At 69.0% G+C, this 17105-nt stretch carries 10 protein-coding genes and 2 pseudogenes; 3 read left to right on the top strand and 9 right to left on the bottom strand.

Annotated features, from left to right (window positions below; genetic code table 11):
- Positions 1-58 precede the first annotated feature (58 nt).
- Positions 59-1024: a protein NO VEIN domain-containing protein gene (locus tag SGLAU_RS32400; RefSeq protein WP_244315382.1), complete on the bottom strand. Its 966-nt coding sequence runs from the start codon at positions 1022-1024 to the stop codon at positions 59-61.
- A 315-nt stretch (positions 1025-1339) separates the two neighbouring features.
- Between SGLAU_RS32400 and SGLAU_RS32395 the strand changes: the two genes are divergently transcribed.
- Positions 1340-3271 carry a DNA/RNA helicase domain-containing protein gene (locus SGLAU_RS32395; protein WP_052414191.1) on the top strand — a complete coding sequence of 644 codons (1932 nt, stop codon included), beginning with the start codon at positions 1340-1342 and terminating at the stop codon, positions 3269-3271.
- Between the two features lie 79 nt (positions 3272-3350).
- On the opposite strand, the gene SGLAU_RS32390 is transcribed toward SGLAU_RS32395, so the two are convergent.
- From SGLAU_RS32390 to SGLAU_RS32385, 3 genes and pseudogenes are all read right to left on the bottom strand, one after another.
- The gene (locus tag SGLAU_RS32390; RefSeq protein ID WP_043507519.1) at positions 3351-4418 is read right to left on the bottom strand and encodes a histone-like nucleoid-structuring protein Lsr2; all 1068 of its coding nucleotides are present in this window, start codon (positions 4416-4418) and stop codon (positions 3351-3353) included.
- Between the two features lie 521 nt (positions 4419-4939).
- A pseudogene (locus tag SGLAU_RS37050) lies at positions 4940-5125 on the bottom strand (hypothetical protein); the annotation flags it as partial.
- A gap of 740 nt (positions 5126-5865) precedes the next feature.
- Positions 5866-6261, bottom strand: a complete 396-nt coding sequence (locus tag SGLAU_RS32385) for a hypothetical protein (protein ID WP_159072844.1) — start codon at positions 6259-6261, stop codon at positions 5866-5868.
- A 414-nt stretch (positions 6262-6675) separates the two neighbouring features.
- On the opposite strand from SGLAU_RS32385, the gene SGLAU_RS32380 reads away from it, so the two are divergent.
- On the top strand, positions 6676-6918 hold the full coding sequence (locus SGLAU_RS32380) for a hypothetical protein (protein ID WP_052414190.1): 243 nt from the start codon (positions 6676-6678) through the stop codon (positions 6916-6918).
- Between the two features lie 388 nt (positions 6919-7306).
- Here the strand turns inward: SGLAU_RS32380 and SGLAU_RS32375 are convergent, their stop codons facing one another.
- Positions 7307-8257: a DUF4238 domain-containing protein gene (locus tag SGLAU_RS32375; protein WP_043507514.1), complete on the bottom strand. Its 951-nt coding sequence runs from the start codon at positions 8255-8257 to the stop codon at positions 7307-7309.
- Positions 8258-9077: 820 nt separating this feature from the next.
- A complete protein-coding gene (locus tag SGLAU_RS32365) occupies positions 9078-9512 on the bottom strand; it encodes a hypothetical protein (protein WP_043507511.1) in 435 nt (144 codons plus the stop codon).
- A 468-nt stretch (positions 9513-9980) separates the two neighbouring features.
- Between SGLAU_RS32365 and SGLAU_RS32360 the strand changes: the two genes are divergently transcribed.
- Positions 9981-13805: a PD40 domain-containing protein gene (locus SGLAU_RS32360; RefSeq protein ID WP_043507510.1), complete on the top strand. Its 3825-nt coding sequence runs from the start codon at positions 9981-9983 to the stop codon at positions 13803-13805.
- A gap of 139 nt (positions 13806-13944) precedes the next feature.
- Here the strand turns inward: SGLAU_RS32360 and SGLAU_RS36620 are convergent.
- The 3 genes and pseudogenes from SGLAU_RS36620 to SGLAU_RS32345 form a co-directional block, all read right to left on the bottom strand.
- A pseudogene (locus tag SGLAU_RS36620) lies at positions 13945-14219 on the bottom strand (metallophosphoesterase); the annotation flags it as partial.
- A gap of 404 nt (positions 14220-14623) precedes the next feature.
- Positions 14624-15031 (bottom strand): hypothetical protein, encoded by a 408-nt coding sequence (locus SGLAU_RS32350; protein ID WP_043507507.1) that lies wholly within the window; start codon positions 15029-15031, stop codon positions 14624-14626.
- A gap of 27 nt (positions 15032-15058) precedes the next feature.
- On the bottom strand, positions 15059-15994 hold the full coding sequence (locus SGLAU_RS32345; RefSeq protein ID WP_052414188.1) for a helix-turn-helix domain-containing protein: 936 nt from the start codon (positions 15992-15994) through the stop codon (positions 15059-15061).
- Positions 15995-17105: the final 1111 nt, after the last annotated feature.

Below are 17105 nucleotides of genomic sequence, written 5' to 3'. Positions count from 1 at the left end.
CGGGACGTGTGGCGCGGTTCTGCGCAGTGACTCGCTTCCTGCGGCCGGCGGCCTGCCATCAGGCGGGGATGTCTGGGAGGCGGTACTCGTACTTTCGGGGCCGGAGGTCCTCCTCGGCCGGCTCCCAGTCGGGGTAGTGCCAGACGGTGCCGCCGCTGGGAAGGTAGGGGTCGGTGGAGGTGTCGACCTTGATGTCGCTGACGACGTAGAGGTCGACGGTGTTGTCCTTGTCCCGGGCGTGCAGTACCTCGTTGATGGTGAGTTCGACGCTGGTGGCGGCGCCGGTGGTGCCCTTGACCTCGACGTGGCGTTCCTCGGTGCCGCGGGTGCAGCGCAGGTCGTAGGGCTTGCCGAGCTTTTCGACCGTCCAGCCCTGTGCTTGGTAGTGGGTGGTGGCGAGCTGTTCGGCGTGCTCCTCGATGGCCTTGCGCTTCTTGGGGTCGGAGATGTAGCCGGCGCCGCGGCGGCGACGCTGGGGTTTCTTCTTGCCTTCGACCTGTTCGGCCGTGAAGCCCGGGGACTTGTCCAGGGGGACGTCTTCGGGGTCGTCGGGGTCGAAGGGAATCCCGGCGAGCTCCAGGAGGCGCTGAGCGGGCATTTCGACCAGTTTGCCCATGCCGCGGTCGGTGCCCGAGCGGCGGATGGCGTCGCTGCCGGCCTCGGTGAGCGGGCCTTCGGGGCCCAGGGGCACGTTGTCGAGTTTGGCGAGGGGCTCGATACCGAAGCGCTGGGGGTACTTCAGGCGTCGTTCGACTTCCTCGTCTGGCCAGTGCCAGGCGGTGCCCTCGTAGAAGCCGCCGCGGACCTGGAAGAGGTAAAGGGTGGCGGTGTTCTGCAGCCAGTCCTCGAGCTGGACGCGGGGAGAGGCGCCGGTGGCCAGGACGGCGAAGCGGGGGCGGGCGTGCTCGTACTCGGGCTTCTTCTCGGGGAAGCCCCAGGAGAGGGTCTCGATGCCGTGCTCGAGGTTGCGCTGGGACTCGGTGCTCTGGCCGACGTGGACCATGACGAACGTCGAACTCTTCATACAGAGCATCATAGGCCTGCTGTTATCGAGCAGTCGATAGGTTTTCTCGCTTGTTAGCCTGCTGGCCCGGACGGGCCGGTGGGCGGCTCAACTGGTGAAGGTGGAAAGCTTGTTGAGGCAGTGCCAGCAGGATGGGGTGACCGGCGCGGGTCGGTTCGCTGGTTGATGTGCGGCAGCCGTATAGACAGGGGGAAGCACGTGTCCGAGCAGTTCCCGACTCCAGGCCCGGCCGCCATCGACCCCGGCGGCTCTGGCCGCTTTGGGCGTGCGCAGTCGCCGGCCGTGATGGAACCGGCAGCGGGAGCGGTTGCGTGTGTGGCCGCGGGCCGCGCCGGGGACATCGCCGCCCTCCTGCAGGAGGACGCGTTCTACAGCCGGTGCGCAGCCAGGTACCGCGCGGCCGGTTTCGGGACACCCGGTTCTGCGGAGGAGCGCAGCTGGCGTAACAGCTGGCCGCCCTTGTTCGCGGCGTTGATGCGGGCCGGGCTGGAAGACCTGCAGGTGTATCTGGAGTACGGCACGCCCGGTGGCGGGCGGCGCCTGGACGCGCTGCTGGTCGGCGCCGCGCCAGGCGCTGCGCCGGCCGGGGTGTTGGGGCTGGTGGTCGTCGAGCTCAAGCAGTGGCAGACCTGCCGCATCCTCGATGCCGAGCGGGTGATGCGCAGCGACGGTCTGGTGACGGCCCATCCGGTCCATCAGGTCGCCGCCTACCGCAGCTTCTTCCAGCACTGGCGCCCCCGGGACGCGCCGGTGCTGGATGTGCGTGGGGTGGTGGTGCTGCACAATGCCACCGCCGGTGAAGGGGCGGCGCTGGCCGCGGGTGCCGGTGGGGACGCCGGTATCCCGGTACTGACCGCCGAGGAATTGTCCGGGCCCGCCGGTGCGCTGGCGGGGCTGCTGTGCTGCGGGGACCTGGTGGCGCCGGATGCCGGGCAGGTGGCGGCGTTCGAGAACATCCGGTGGCAGCCCTCCAGCCGGCTCCTCGACCACGTCGGCACCGATCTGACCGGCCACCGGGCCTTCGCGCTGGTCGGTGACCAGCAGGACGCGTTCGTACGGATCCGCGCCGCTGCCTCTCGCTACCTGACCGCCTTCGACCCCGGCACCGCTCAAAGGCCGAACGGGCAGAGCGGGACGGGGAGCGGGGCCATCGTCACCGTCAGCGGTGGCCCGGGCAGCGGCAAGACCGCGCTCGCCGTACGGCTCCTGGGCTACCTCATGCGCCAGTACCCCAAGGCGGCCCCGCGTTTCATCACCCCCTCCGGCACCCTGCGCGCCCACCTCCTGGACGCCACCCGCGGCCACCTTGCGGCCCGCGAGCTGTTCCCTTCGGCCGGCGCCCTACGCAGCACCGCCCGACAGGCCGGCGTGCTGGTCATCGATGAGGCGCAGCGCCTCAAGCGCGGCGGTACGCGCGGAGTCCCGGCGGATTTGGCCGCCGTGCTCGAGCAGGTGCCGCTGGCGGTGGTCTTCCTCGACGAACGGCAGATCATCCGCCCCGACGAAGGCACCACCGTCGAAGAGATCCATACCGCCGCCCGCGCCCTGGGCCGCACCCACCACCACCTGGAGCTGACCGGCTCGTTCCGGTGCAGCGGATCGGCCGCCTACACCGCCTGGGTCGATGCCCTCCTCTATGGCACCCCCACCCCGTGGACCGGACACACCGGCTACGACCTGAACCTCGCGGACGATCCGTTCCAGTTGCAGGAAGAGATCGAACACGCCACCGCACAAGGGCACACCGCCCGTACCACCGCCGGGTTCTGCTGGCCCTGGACCCGCACCCGGCCCTCCGGCGCCACCACCCTCCCCCTCGACATCACCATCGACGTCCCCGCCACCCACCCCGGCGTTCCGGCCCGGACCTGGCGCGCCGCCTGGAACGCCGCCACCGCCCTCACCCACCCCGACGACGGCCGCCCCCTGGCCCCCCACAGCCAGCTCTGGGCCAGCCACACCGGCGGCCACCAGCAGATCGGCTGCATCTACACCGCCCAAGGCCTCGAATACCACACCGCTGGCGTCATCATCGGCCCCGACCTCACCTGGAACAACGACCACTGGACAGCCCACCCCGGCGAAAGCCACGACGCCAGCCTGCGCGGCCTCACCCCCGACCAGTACCTCCCCTACGCCCTCAACACCTACCGCGTCCTCCTCACCCGCGGCACCCACACCACCCACATCCACACCACAAACCCCACCACCCACCACCTGCTGGCCAGCCTCATCCCCAAGCGTTGAAGACGCATCGGAGCGTAAAGCGGCGCCACCAGCAGGTCCGCCCCGAGCCGAACCTCCGCGCTTAGAGTGGGACATCTCGTCACCCCGCGGATGCCCGGGTGAGGTAGTCGGCGGCATAGTCAAGCCAGAGCCGTCCGGTCACTCGGCCACGCGCGCCCAGCCGCTGCCCAGCGTCCTCGGCCCACTGCCGCACCGATGCTTCGTCGAGAAGGCCCTGCCGGTCGAGAAGATCGAGGCACCCTGCCCGGTGCAGCCGGTAGGAGGCCGTAATTCGGTCTGGGACACGCCCGCTGGTACCGATCCTCAAGCCCTGGTCTCGCGCCCAGGCGCGTATGGCCTGGGTCTCGGCCCGGGCGACGGCAGGCCGCTTCTGCTGTTTGGCCTGCCTGCTCAGGCATCCGCAACTGCGGGTGTTGCCCGAGGTGACCTGAGCCTGGACGGCCGTGAACAACTCGGAGTTCCCACACACGCACCGGTAGTCCCGGACGATCTCCGTCGGCCGTTCGGGATTCCTGTACGGCTCGCCAACGGGCGTCAGCAGGCTCTCCGAATGCGGAGCGGTCGCCATCAGCCTGCGCGGCCGCGCGGGGGCCGACCGCTCCATTCGACGTCGGGGCGGACGAAGCTCGCCCCATGTCGCGCAGATGTACACGTCTGCTTCGGCCTGCCGGTGCGGCCGCCCGCTTGCCATGTAGGCGTCGAGGCCCGGGACGCTGCCGGGAAAGCGCGCGTTGACGGCAGCGGCCACTGCGCAGGCTTGCTCGTAGGGAGTTGCCCGCTCCGGCATCACCACGGCCACCGCGTGGGGGGCTTCCAAAGGCGGCAGGTCACCGACTCTGACGTGGACGAGCAGGTCCAGGATTCCTGCCGTGGCCAGTACCCGGCTCTTCTCCAGCTCGGACCGGCGCCGGTCGCGGAGCTTGGCGGAGTGGTGGAAGGCGCCGTCGTACTCGACACCGATCCGGATGCCGTGGCTCGGGAGATGGAAGACGGCATCGACTTCCACGGCCTTGTAGCGCCAGTGTTCCGGCTTGTACCGCGACGGGATGACGACCTGATGCGAGGTGAAGTCGGGCGTGCCGTCCGGCAACCACGCATCGCGCTGCTGCGGGGGCACCAGGTCCATGAGTGCGGCGAGTTCCGCCACAAGCCGGACCTGCTCCTTGGAGATGCCGGACCTCGAACACCACCGGCAACCGTTGCCGAGGACCCGGTTGAGGATGGTCGCCTCCCACCGGTGATGCTTGCGTTTATGGCAGCGCCACCACAGGGTTGCGTAGACGCCGCCGGTTTTCTCTCCGAAGGCCCCCTTGCGGGAGACGTTGTGCCGACTGGTGGGCAGCGTGCGTGCATCGATGTCCGGGTCGTCGAGTTCGCGTCGGCGATCTCCGGAAACCAGGTGTGGAGCGAGTTGGTGTCGTCGATCACGTATCCGGCACAGACCCGACAGCCGTCCCCCTGCAGGGCCCGTTCTTTGATCACTGCGTCGAATTGGTGCTCGGCCCAGTACCAGCCACCGGTTTTCGGGTCGACCGCCCACGTCCGGCACACCCACGCCATTCTCTCGTGGGCTGCGAAGCTGACCTCGCGCGCGGGCACCGGCCCGCGGTACTGGGCGGCGAGGGTGGGGACGTCGACAAGCCTGATCAGCTTGCGGCAGGCTGGGCAGCTGGCGCCGGCTTGGATCCGATCCTTGGGCCAGGCCGCCCACGGATCGTGCCCGAGCCCCAGGGGGCACTGCCACTTGTACGGGCTCTGTCCGCCACGTTTCTGTGCTGTGGCGCGGACGTCCTCGGGCCGGGCAGGGTTGTCCGGGTGCCACTGGGCCGCGACCTCGGGGATGTCGGCGACCATGGTCTGCCCACGTCCGCCCGTCCGGGTGGCCCACCGTTCCTGGACCGTGGCCTTGTGCCGGTCCCAATAAGAGTTGACCTCGGCCTGTCGCTCCCGGGCCGCCTCCACTTCCGCCGTCACCTGGTCACGGTAAGCGGTGTTAAGGGCGTTCCATACGTCTCGCATTCGCTGGAGCATCCGAAGCCGATCCTCGCGACCCCCCTCACCAGGGTCCAGCGCCTCGGGCTCGGGCGGCCAGGCCGCCGTCGACGTTCTCTCGCGGCCCAAGGCGGCATTGGCACCCGCGGCCGGCTCACCGGGTATCAACATGCAGCGACTCTACGGCCAGGGTCTGACAAGTCCTTCTGATGCGGAGGACGGTGGAGCACGGGACGTAGAGACCAGCCGGTGTGGTGTTGCACGGCCTCCTGCGCGGGGGCTGGCTGGGATCGGTGACATCCCCGTCCATGCCATGGTCGGCGGCTCATCGCGTCGGGCCCGACTGTGCCGGCACGCACCTCCTGCTCTCTACATCAGTTGAGTTCCAGTGGCTTACCGAAGGTGGCCCAGGTGCGCAACATCGTGCTGTCCACCAGAGCGATGTCGTACCTTGCCGCTTCCGCGTCCCGTGTGAGGCTTGCGCTCGTCGCCATGAGCGAACACGTGCACCCGGTGGTCCGACCAGGCCGCCCCCGTTGACGCGGTGCGGGAAGCAGCCATGGCTCAGCGCCGGACAGGAAGTCCGGCGCTGAGCCATGCAGTCAGTTGTGGAAGTACTTGCCGCTACCGCTGTCGTGCCGGTTACCGAGCAGAACGTGGACAACCGGCAGGACCCCAACCACCACGGCCAGGGACCAGATCCCCTGCCACGGCATCGGAACGTCCACAGAAACCTTGAGCAGCACGAGGGGCCCGACGACCGAGCCCACCAGACCCAGAACACAGGTCGAGGCGTTGATCATCTGCCCAGTGCTGGAGCCCGGGACACGCATCCCGGCCTTGAACTTGTCCTTGGTGACCTCGATGATCGCCTCGGCGTCACTGGTGGGCGTTTCCACCTGGTCGACGGGGGTCGTCTGGATCTGCGCCTCGGCCTGCGCCGACGGCTGCTCACCGTTACGACTCGCAGCGGCGGCCTGTGCAGAGTTGTCGATCATAGGGCTGGGTACCTCCATGGTGGCGGCGATCGAACCGTGCACCGCGAATCGGCGCATGACTCAGCTCGATCTCAGATCCCAGCCAGCAGCTCGCTCCTACGTGTCGTAGAGAGCCGAGTAGCGGGCTAGACATTGCCCGCCCAACCGCTGGCCTGGATGAAGCCGCATGGAGACTCCTTCGTTGATCGACTGGACTGCGCGGCGGATACCGCGGCTCAAAGATACACGACAGCAGACCTGCTGTACACCAGCTCGTCACCAAATTGGTGAGCTACTCACGTAAGTTACGACCGGAGCGCACCCCTCCTGGATAGACGGAGCACCAGCATGGTGTGTTTCAGGTGCGAAGGTGTCATTATGGAGAGGCACCGGGTGCCGCCCGGCACTGTCCCCACCCCCAGGAGACTGAAAGACATGCCCCGCCAAGTGGACAAACTGCACGCCGTACGTACGGAGAATGAACGTTTCACCGTCACCCTCATCCCTACGGCAGTCCGGGCCGTGGCCACCCTCATGCGGATCACCGGCCTGTCGAAGACCGACGTCATCAACCGAGCCGTACAGGTCTACGCCTTCCTCGCCCAGGAAATGGCCGACGGCAAGGAAGTCCTCCTGCGCGACGAGCAAGGCAACACCGAACGAGTCCACATCGTCTGAGCGATCGCTGCGAAAGCACCTGCTCGAGCTGTCACGACTACCCGCCGACGATGATGAATCAAGCGGTCGGCCTCTCCAGCATGTCATCCGTGGCGCATCAGCCGATGGCACTGGAACACAAGGGCTCCCCGCTCCACACCCGCAACGGCAGCGGAGATCTACAAACTGGGGCGGCCTGACCGATACGCAGACCGACAACAGGAACCCACCATCTGCCCGACGTGATCCGCCACTGCTCAACCGCGGTGGACCTGTGACCTGTCATTCCTGAGAAAAACCAGCGGCGGGCAGCCATCGAGGATGGCGATGACGCGACGAAGGGGGCGGCGTGCCTCTTGAGGCCCGGGGTCCGGTGCTGTGGGCACACGCTGGGTGATGTTTTGGCAGGTCAGAGGTGCAAGTCGTCTGGGGAGCGAGGCGGTGGGTGTTCCATCGTCCAGCGACGTTCAATGTTCTGACTGGGCGGAAATACGCCGTACTCCAAGATGTACTGAGGAGCGGCATGCGTCTGCCCGTCCCATGGTTTGGGCTGACCTGGGCTGTTCGGCTTCCAGTGCTTCCACGGATCGTGCTCTGGGTGGTGGATCACGAACTGGTCAGCTACGTCGTAGGCCACCTCCACGAGCGCGAAGCCGATGGCGCCTTCCGCGTGCATCAGGTGGTCCACGTGCTTACGCCGGTCGGTGCCCCGGGTAGCGGGGCCGGGTAGGAACAGAAAGCGGTGAGGGTCAAGCGGCAGCAGGATGTCGCTCAGCGCGGCGGCGCGCAGCTGGTCTTCGTCGTCGGGGCGGTTCCATATGGCGATGGGGGTATCGCTGGTTAGCAGGCACATGTCGCTGAAGCCCAGCGCCCACGGACGTGCTTCCAGGATGAGTGCCAACGTGACGATGTTTTCGACGATGTAGCGCAGGTGGGGGTTGTTCTGTGCGAGCGTGTGCACTTCCTGCGGCAGGTCGGTGATGTCCGGTGCTTCGGTCTGCTGGTGGGTGAGCCGTTTGCGCTGGCGCGTTGTGCGCAAGATCTGGGCAGCCATCCACCAGGCGAGGACGTGGCGCTGGTCCGGGCTCAGCGGCCAGTGCGGTGTGAGCGCCCAGTCCGGGTCGGTCAGGAGGACTTTCAGTACTGTTTCGGCGTGTCCCTCAAGGGAGGTGAACAGTTCCTCGACATGGTGGTGAGGGACTCCTTCGGCACTGATCCCCCAGTAGTAGCCGGTCTCAGCGGCGATGCCGGTGGGCGTCACGGTGAACGGTTTATTGATCTTGTCGAGCCGTCGCACCTTCAGCTCGTACTTGCGGCGTGCTACGTGCTGGGCGAAGTGCTTCAGGTACATCTGCGGCACTGTGTGATCCCGGGTACCGCCTGCCTTGGCCGCGCGCTTCCCCGACGACGCCTTACCCACCGGCTGCCCTCCCCTATTTGACCTTTTACGCCAGTCATACACGGGACCAAGCAGAGGGTGTCAGTGGATTTCTCAGGCACGCAGGCTGTTTACTGGCTGGCCTGGTGCTGTGACTCCGCGTGCTGGGCAAGCGCGCTGAGGGCGTCACCGGTCAGCGTGAGTACCTGAACGAACTGCTCATCGGGTCTCAATGCGTCCAGGCCGGCGCGCGTGAGGGTGGCGTGCCAGTCTCTTCCGCGGAGATGGGCCGGCCCGGTGGAGCGGAGGTCTTGCACGTCGTGCGGGCGGCCGGCGGTCACCGCTGGGCGCTTCGCTGCCGTCGGCGCGGTCGTCCTGGTCTCGGTGTGCTGGGCGAGGAAGCGGGCGAAGCCGCGGTCCGCGCGGGCGAGCAGGTCCGGGGAGGGGACGCCGACGGCCGGGTGGGACGGTCGTCGGGCCGTACGACTCCATAAAGCCGGGCCCCGGGGACGTCATGGCTGATCCCCCGGGGCCCGTGGTGGTGCTGAAGCGACTACCGCATCAGCGCGGCGAGTGCCTGCTCAGCCAGCTGGATACCCTGCGTTGCCGCCATGGTGGTGGCGCCTTCCAGGAGCTTGTCCTTGAGCTGGGTGGAGAGCTGGCGCAGGCGGCCGGGCTAGCGGTTGCTGGAAGTCGCCTCGGGTGCATGGGCAGGTGACCCTATGGCGCTTCCGGGCGCCGTGCGATCACTGGATGACTCGGGTACGGTCACACGGCGGGTTCTTCGTACGTCTGCCGGCTTCTACCAGGCGCCCTCACCGCAGCCCTCACCACCGGTCGTGTAGTTCCACAGGCAGACCCGGGAGCCGGCGTTCGTTCCGTTCCAGTGGTATCCGGTCGCCTTCTTCTGATTCAGGATCCAGTACGTGTCCGAGACGGTCGTCCAGTCGTAACCGCCGGATCCCAGCCGCTTGCGCTGCAGCACGAACACGCACTCGTGGTTGTTCCACGACTGTGCGACGGCCTGGACGTATCCGTCGGACGCCCTCTTGTTCAGCCACCCCTTGCACTGCCCGACCACGACGTCCTTGCCGGGGATGTAGTCCTGCACGGATACGTCCGACTGACGGGTCTGCGCAGGGGCGGCCTGAGCCGTGGCGCCGACGAACAGTGTTGCCGTCGTGGCGATGGCGACGCCGAGTGCCGCAGTGCGTGTGCGGGTACGCAGGAATTCCATTTGATGTTCCTCTCGGATCGTTGCGGGTCTTTTGCGGCTGCTGCGGTGGCTTCGCGGACAAGGCGAGCCTCACGAGCGCCCTCACCGGTTTCCCGGCAAGGCGTCCGCTGGGAGCGGCGTCCTGGATCGAGTTCACTGGGTTCGAAGTCGTTGCACAGCCGTGCTTGGACGTGCTGGTCAGGGCGAGACAGACCACTACGAGCGTTGGTGGCCGGCCGTGGCCGGGCACCGCCTCGCACGGAGGCTCGGCGTCGGCATGTCTCTGTGCTGGCCGATACCGAGTTTCGGCGGCGGAGACGTTGATAAGCAGCCCTCACCAGGCACTTTTCAATTCTTCCCTGCCACAGGGTGTGGCCGATCGGCGGCCGAAACCCTCCTTGCCTGGGCCTTCTAGGGTCCGTACGGTTTCTGAGTCGATCTTGGATCGAGTGGCTTGTGCGGCAGCCGTGTCGCAGCGCGGGGGGGCTCATGGGTCGTAAGGAGAAGCCACTGGACCCGGATGCGGGTCCGGTGCAGCGGTTCGCGGCGGACTTACGGGCGCTGCGCGTCGAGGCGGGCAGCCCGACCTACCGGGCGATGGCACAGCGGACCGAGTACTCGGCGCCCGCCCTCTCGCAGGCCGCCGCCGGCGAGAAGCTGCCGACACTGGCCGTCACCCTCGCCTACGTCGCGGCGTGCGGCGGCGACACGGACGACTGGGAGAAACGCTGGCGGGCGGTCACCGAGGACCTGGCGGCCGTGCCGAGGGAGGACGCTGGCGCCGAGGAGTCTCCGTACCGGGGTCTGACGCGGTTCGAACCCGGCGACGCCGACGTCTTCTTCGGACGCGACCAGCTCATCGAAAGTCTGCTCGACATGGTGCGGTCCCACCGCAGTGTGGTGGTGCTCGGCCCGTCCGGCAGCGGCAAGTCCTCCCTGCTGCGCGCCGGGCTGATCCCCCGCCTCAGCGAGGGCGCCGGACTGGAGACGCCGCTCGCCGCGATCCGCATCCTGACGCCCGGCGCGCACCCGGTGCGCACCCACGCCGAGCGGCTGCGCCACGGCGGCAGACCCGGCGACACCCTCGTCCTGGTCGACCAGTTCGAGGAGGTGTTCACCCTGTGCACGGACCCGGCCGAACGCGCCGAGTTCATCGACCTGCTGCTCTCCTCCCAGGATCCGGCCCGCAGGCTGCGGGTCGTCCTCGGTGTCCGCGCGGACTTCTACGGCCGCTGCCTGGACCACCCCGAACTGGTCCGGGTGATACGGGAAGCGGGCATACCGGTGGGACCGCTCAGCCGTGAGGAACTGCGCGAGGTGATCGTGCGGCCCGCCACCGCACGGGGACTGACCGTCGAACGGGCGCTGACCGCCCAGCTGCTGGACGAGGTGGCGGGCGAACCGGGCGGCCTGCCCCTGCTGTCGCACGCACTGCTGGAGACCTGGCGCCGCCGGTCGGGCCGGATGCTGACGTTACGGGCGTACGAGGCCGCGGGCGGCGTGCGGGGCGCCGTCGCGCAGACCGCCGAAGAGCTGTACGACACACTCGATACCGCCCAGGCGGCCCTGGTGCGGCGCGTCCTGCTGCGGCTGGTCGCGCCCGGTGAAGGCACCTCGGACACCTCCCGTCCCGTTGAGCGCGCGGAGCTGCGCACGGCCGGCCCGGACTCCGCGAAACGGATCGACACCGTCCTCGACCGGCTGGCCAGGGCCCGGCTCGTCACGCTGGACGGCGACACCGTCCACCTCGCCCACGAGGCACTCATCACCTCCTGGCCCCGCCTGCGCGGCTGGATCGAGGAGGACCGGCACCGGCTGCACGCCCTGCGACGGCTCACGGAGGCGGCCCTGGCCTGGCAGGGGCTGAACCGGGACAGCGGCGCCCTGTACCGGGGCGCGCGACTGGCGGAGGCCGACGAGATCTTCACCGGCCCGGACGCCGCCGCCGATCTCACCGAGGTGGAACGGGGGTTCCTCGCTGCCAGCCGTTCCCATCTCGCCCGTGAACGGCGGCGCCTGAAGGGATGGGTCACCTCGGTGTCGGTGCTGCTCGTGCTGGCCCTGGTCGCGGGAGTGGTCGCCTGGCAGCAGAACCGTACCTCCGACCTACGCCGACTGGAGGCTGCCGCCACCCGCGCCGCCACCGCCGCCGACACCCTGCGTTCCTCCGACCCGATGCTCGCCCTCCGGCTCGCCGTCGCCGCGTGGCGGCTGAACCCGGGGCCGGAGACCCGCTCAGCCCTCCTCGGCGCCCTGGGCCAGAACGAACTTCCCCCTTTCGCCCCGCACCGTGCCGGCACGGTGGACGGATACGCACTGAGCCCCGACGGCCGCACGCTCACCACCCTCGACGGCCCCGATGGGATCACCCGCTGGGACCTGCACACCCGCCGACAGATCAGCAGCCACCGGGCCCCGCCCGGCGGCGCGTTCATGCTGACGGCGAGTCCCGGTGGCCGTTATCTGATCGTCCAGGACCCGGAGGGGGAACGCCTGCGCTTGCGCCTGTGGGACGTCCTCGCGGAGCGGTATCGCGGGCCATGGGCCGCCGCACCCGAGGGTGAGGCCGAGGAACCGGTCGGCCTGCCGGACCAGCCCCTCCCGAACTTCGGCGAACCGGAATCCGGAACGGACGCGATCACCAGCACCATGGTCCTCGACGCCTTCAGCTCCAGCGGACACGCATGGACCTTCCAGGCCGGGAACAGGCTCCAGGTATGGAGCGTTCCCGGAGGCCGACGCCTGTTCGACGGGGCCCTGCTCGACGAGGACACGGCCGCGTACGACATCACCGCGGACAACCGGACGCTCGCCGTGTGCACATCCAAGGGCCTCCGGCTGTGGGACCTGCGCATCCAGCGCACCAGGAGCGTCGACTGGTCCGGCCGGCCCAAGTGCGCACCGGACGACAGCCTGACGTTCTCCCCGGACGGCCGCGCCCTCACCGTCTCCGGCTCCGACGGCCTGCACCGCTGGAACACCGCGACGGGCAGACAACTCGCTGCGATCGATGGCACGGCCATGGACCGGCACGTGCTGAGCGAGGACGGACGATTCGTCGCGAGCGTGAGCGACGGAGCGCTCCTGCTGTGGAGCCCCGACCGGTCAGACGCCCCCCTCGTCCGCCATGAGCTGGACGATCACGTACCGGAGCAACTCGCCTTCGACCTCCGCGCGGGTGTGCTCCGCTACGTCATGCGCGGGACACGCGACACCGGCGTCGTCCGCACCATCGACATCAGCCGGATGGTGCGGCCCTCATGGCACCGGGAACCGGCCGACGAAGCGGTGCTCAGCGCCGACGGCAGCACGCTGGCCGTCCTGAGAAACCGAGGCGGCGGCAGTGGGCACCTCACCCTGTACGACACCCGCACCGGGGAGCCGCGGTCGCGGACGGCCAGCGTCCGGGTGGCCCGGGATGATGAGCCCTGGACCATACCCGGCCCAGCCTTGAGCGCGGACGGACGCCGGGTGGTCTTCGCCTCGGGGCCGAGTGAGGGCGGGTCGGACGTCGTCTCGGTCGCGGTGTGGGACACGGTCCGCGACCGCCGGCTGAGCACGGTACAGCTGCTCGCTGACAACCTCGAGGACTTCACCCTGAGTCCGGACGGTCGCGAGCTGACGACATCCGACGGTCAGGGCCCGAACCTCACCGTGTGGAACACCGGCGACGGCCGCAGGCTGCGCCGCGTCACCGGCCCGAGGAATCCCGACGAGTCCGGTGCGACGACTTACGTCAGCGCGGTCTCCGCGGACGGCCGCACGCTCCTGCACGATGACGGAACGCTCACGTCCACCGTCGGACCATCCACCAGGAAGACGACGCTCGATGCCCACGCCGCAGCCGCCTTCAGCCCGGACGGTGACACGGTGGCCCTGCTCGACATCAACGACCGCATCACCCTGTGGGACGTACGCCAGGGCACCTCGCTCGGCATCCTGGCCGGCGGCGTCTCCCTGAACGGCCCGTCCGCCGTGCAGGAGTCGACCGGCGCGCTGGCCTTCTCCCCGGACAGCTCGGTCCTGGTGGCCGTGGGGGCATCCGGCACCCTGAGGATGTGGGACGTCCCTTCCCGCCGCCCGCTCGGCACCGGCCTTGCCACGGCCGGCGACGAGATCACCTCCCTGGCCTTCTCCCCAAACGGCAGCACCCTGTTCGCGGCCGGCCGCCACGTGCCCCTCCAGCGGTACACCGTCGACCCCGACCGTCTGGCCGAAGCGGCGTGCCACCGTGCCGGGGGGCCACTGTCCCGGCAGCAGTGGCGCGCGTACCTGACGGATGTGCCGTACCGAAGGCTGTGCGGGCAGGAGTGAAGCACCGGAGCCCCGGCCGTCGTCCCACAGCAAGGCGCACCGACCGCGCCGGTGAGGGGCTGGCGCTCCAGGCGCACCCCGTCCGGCGCGGGTGGCACGGCGCGCGCGGTGCGGTGATCTCCTCTTGCTCGGGCCAGCGTCACGGGCTGTGGTCGCGTCCGTCCCGTGGGGCGAAGGCTGCGAGGGCGTCGGCGTCGGTCGCGCGAGCGTGCAGGAAGAAGTCGGCCCATTCGGCGATGCCGGGATGGGACGAGCCGTGAATGAGCTGGGTGATCGCGGCCTGGAGGTCGAAGTGCGTGGTGCGGAGTTCGACGCCCGGGCCCAGCAGGGCCCAGTGTGCTCCGGTTCGCCCGAAGGGCATGCCGATACTGCCCGGGTTGACCAGAGCCGGCCGTGGGCGAGGCGGACGAACGGCGGTCGGCGCTGCCGCTACTCCAGATGACGCAGTCGCCGAAGCTGGTCAGCAGGTCGAAAACCTGGGTCGCTGCGGCCCGGCAGCGATGTCGCCGGTGAGCACGATGTGATCGGCGGTGCTTCCTTCTTCGGGCGGGGCACTTAGGGGTGCCTGGCCGAACCATGGGGGGTGCTGGGTTTAGCCGGGCAAAGCGCACGTTCTGCGTGAGGTGGAGACGGGGTCGGGCCACCCCGGCCGGCTTACGGCTGGACGGGCCCGGTGAAGGGGCCACGGCTCTGGCTGGAGCGAGGGGAGGGTCAGCGGCGGCGGACGGTCCTCCCCGTCGACTCGGGGGTGTTCCGCGGAGCTCTATCTGCTCGGCGAGCTCGCTTCCCACGCAGATGAGGGATACCGGCAGTTGTTCTCAGGCGTGGCGGCAGACAGGGGTGGCCGGTTGGCGGGTGCGGTGGGCGGCGGCCAGGAGCGTGGTGACCTGTGCGGGGTCGGTGCCGGTGATGGTGGCGATGCGGTCGATGCTCAAGCGGAGGTGGTCGTGGAGGAGTGCGGTGTCTTCGGCCGGGGTGGGGGTGCGGCCGGTACGGCGGGCGACGGCACGGGTGTGCTTTTCCCACGCCCAGGCGGAGGGGCGCTGTTCGGTCATGAGCCAGGTCCAGTTGCTGGCGATGAGGTCGAAGAGCTGGGTGACGCTGAGCTGGGCCTCCTCTCGGGGCAGGCGGGCTGCGGCGTAGGCGTGGTAGGCGGGGCGGTGCAGGTCGTAGAAAGCGTAGAAGGCGGTCGTGAGCACGGACGCGGTCGGTGCTGTGGGCTTCATGGTCCTTCCCCCCGGTGGGCTGGCAGGTCAGCTGTGGGTGTCGGTGGGGCCGTTCTCGGCGGCTGACTGGGCGCGGCGCCACAGGGGGCGGGCCATGGTGGGCAGGCTCTGCAGGGCGAAGGTGAGGTGTTCGATCACTCGCCAGTCGGGGACTCCGGGGCCGTTCAGGGCACGTTTGAGGTCGTCGGCGGTCAGGGCGTGCTGGGCGGCGGTGAGGATGATTTCGGGGTCTGGTGATCCGAATGCGTAGTGCAGGCCCTGGAGGTAGGTGCGCAGGTAGGTGACCGGGTCTTCGGTGTCGGAAGGCTGGACGCCGGCGGCCACTTCCCACAGTGGCTTCATCAGTTCGGGGTCGACGCCGCATGCCTCGCAGATGATCTTTACGTACTTCCAGGAGGTGGCGCGCTGGCCGGAGAGCATGCGCGAGGCGTAGGACTCGTCGATGCCCATCTTGGCGGCAAGTTCGCGCTGGCGGCGGCCGGAGCCTTCCTTCATGCGGGTCAGGGCGGTGGCCAGGCGCTGGCGCGGGTGGCGCAGGGTGGGGGCGTCCGCAGTCGTTTCGGTGTTGTGAGCCGGAGTGGCGGGGTTGGGTCGGCGGCGGGTGGCCAGGGCGGCGTCGACGGAGGACGGGTTGTATTTCTTGCGCAGCCGGTCCTCGGTGCGCTTGGCGATCGGGGCGAGGTCGGCGAGCGGCTCGCCCTGGGCGCGTTGGCGGACAACGACGACTCCGATCGCCTCGTCCACCAGGTCCCGGAGATCGACCAACTGCTGGAGGAGGTCGGTGTTCGGTGTGGCGCCGTTGTAGGCGTTGAGCAGCAGGGCCTCGGAGACCACGGTGCAGTCCTCGGCGATGTCGCGGAGGGCTTCGGTGCAGCGGCGTGCGCGGGCGGGGTCGGCGGAGGGAGCGGAGCGGGCCGGGCGCGTGGCGTTGTCAGCCGTTTGGACGCGTGAACGGGTGGACACAGGGGACCTCTTTCGGGGGTGCTGGGCGGGTATCTGTACCGCCCGTCCGGCCGCGGGCGGCTGGAGGGGCTGGGGAATGGTGGGGGCGTGAGCGGCTGTTCGCGCCCCCACCGGCGGTCCGGTCAGCGGCGGAAAATCCACTGGCGGACCAGCACAGATCCGTGAGCGGTTGTCAGAAAGAGGGCTGTGAGCGGCAGTACATGCGGCGGCGGCGCATCCGGGATCACGAGCAGAGGGAGACAGATCGCGGCCATGGGCAGGCTTCCGCGGAGCATGACAGCCTTGACATGCCACACCGGGGTTTGGGCCGGGTACGGCGGCGGGATGATACGGTCACGACTCGTTTTCACCGCAAGCGCACACGCACTTGTGGTGGAGCGAATTCGGCGTCGGCACAGCGGCATCGGAGATCTCCCTTGTCTCGGGGCTGGCGTTGAGAGCGACAGGACCCCGGCGCGAGGGCGACCAACCAACGGTGCCGGGGTCTTTGCCGTCCGGCGGAAGATGCCGGGAGCAGGACGCTACTACCTTGTGCAGCGTTGTGATGCCAGAAAGTAGCGTCGTGGGTACGGGTGCCCATCACCCCCTGGACGGTCATGCACGGTCACCCTCAGAAGACCCCGAGCGCAAACGGCTGCAAACGATCAAAAGTGGCCGCGCAAAGAGGGCATGCCGGGTGAATCGATCAACCTGAGTGAGCCCGCGCAGACTTCCTCCTTGCTCCACACGCCCGCCATGCGCCCCCTGCCCGAGGTCTGAAGATCCACAAGCGTGTCAACAAAATCCGGCGGAAGTCGGCGTGTACGGCAGCCGACTTGTCCTGACCACGACACAAAAGATGGACAACGCACGGCCCTCGACCACCCCGGAGTCCTCGGCAAGCGCCAGGCCGCGGCAGCCGTCTACCGCTAAGCGGCCCACCGCACCGCCGGCGCCCCAGGTCGACGGTGAAGGTATGCACACCGAGACCGTGCGAGACCCGGGCCCGGCAACGGCACGACCGACGGTGCTGTCGCACTCATGATCTAAGTGCCTACACCGGGCGACTGATCGTCCGGTGCTCGCAGACATACACCAGGGGTGGGATATGACTCTGCGCAAGCTCAGAGCA

This window comes from Streptomyces glaucescens (genome assembly GCF_000761215.1).
GTDB classification, from domain to species: Bacteria; Actinomycetota; Actinomycetes; order Streptomycetales; family Streptomycetaceae; genus Streptomyces; species Streptomyces glaucescens_B.
The sequence above is the reverse complement of the archived record's forward strand: the minus strand, read 5'-3'. Positions and strand labels throughout refer to the sequence as shown.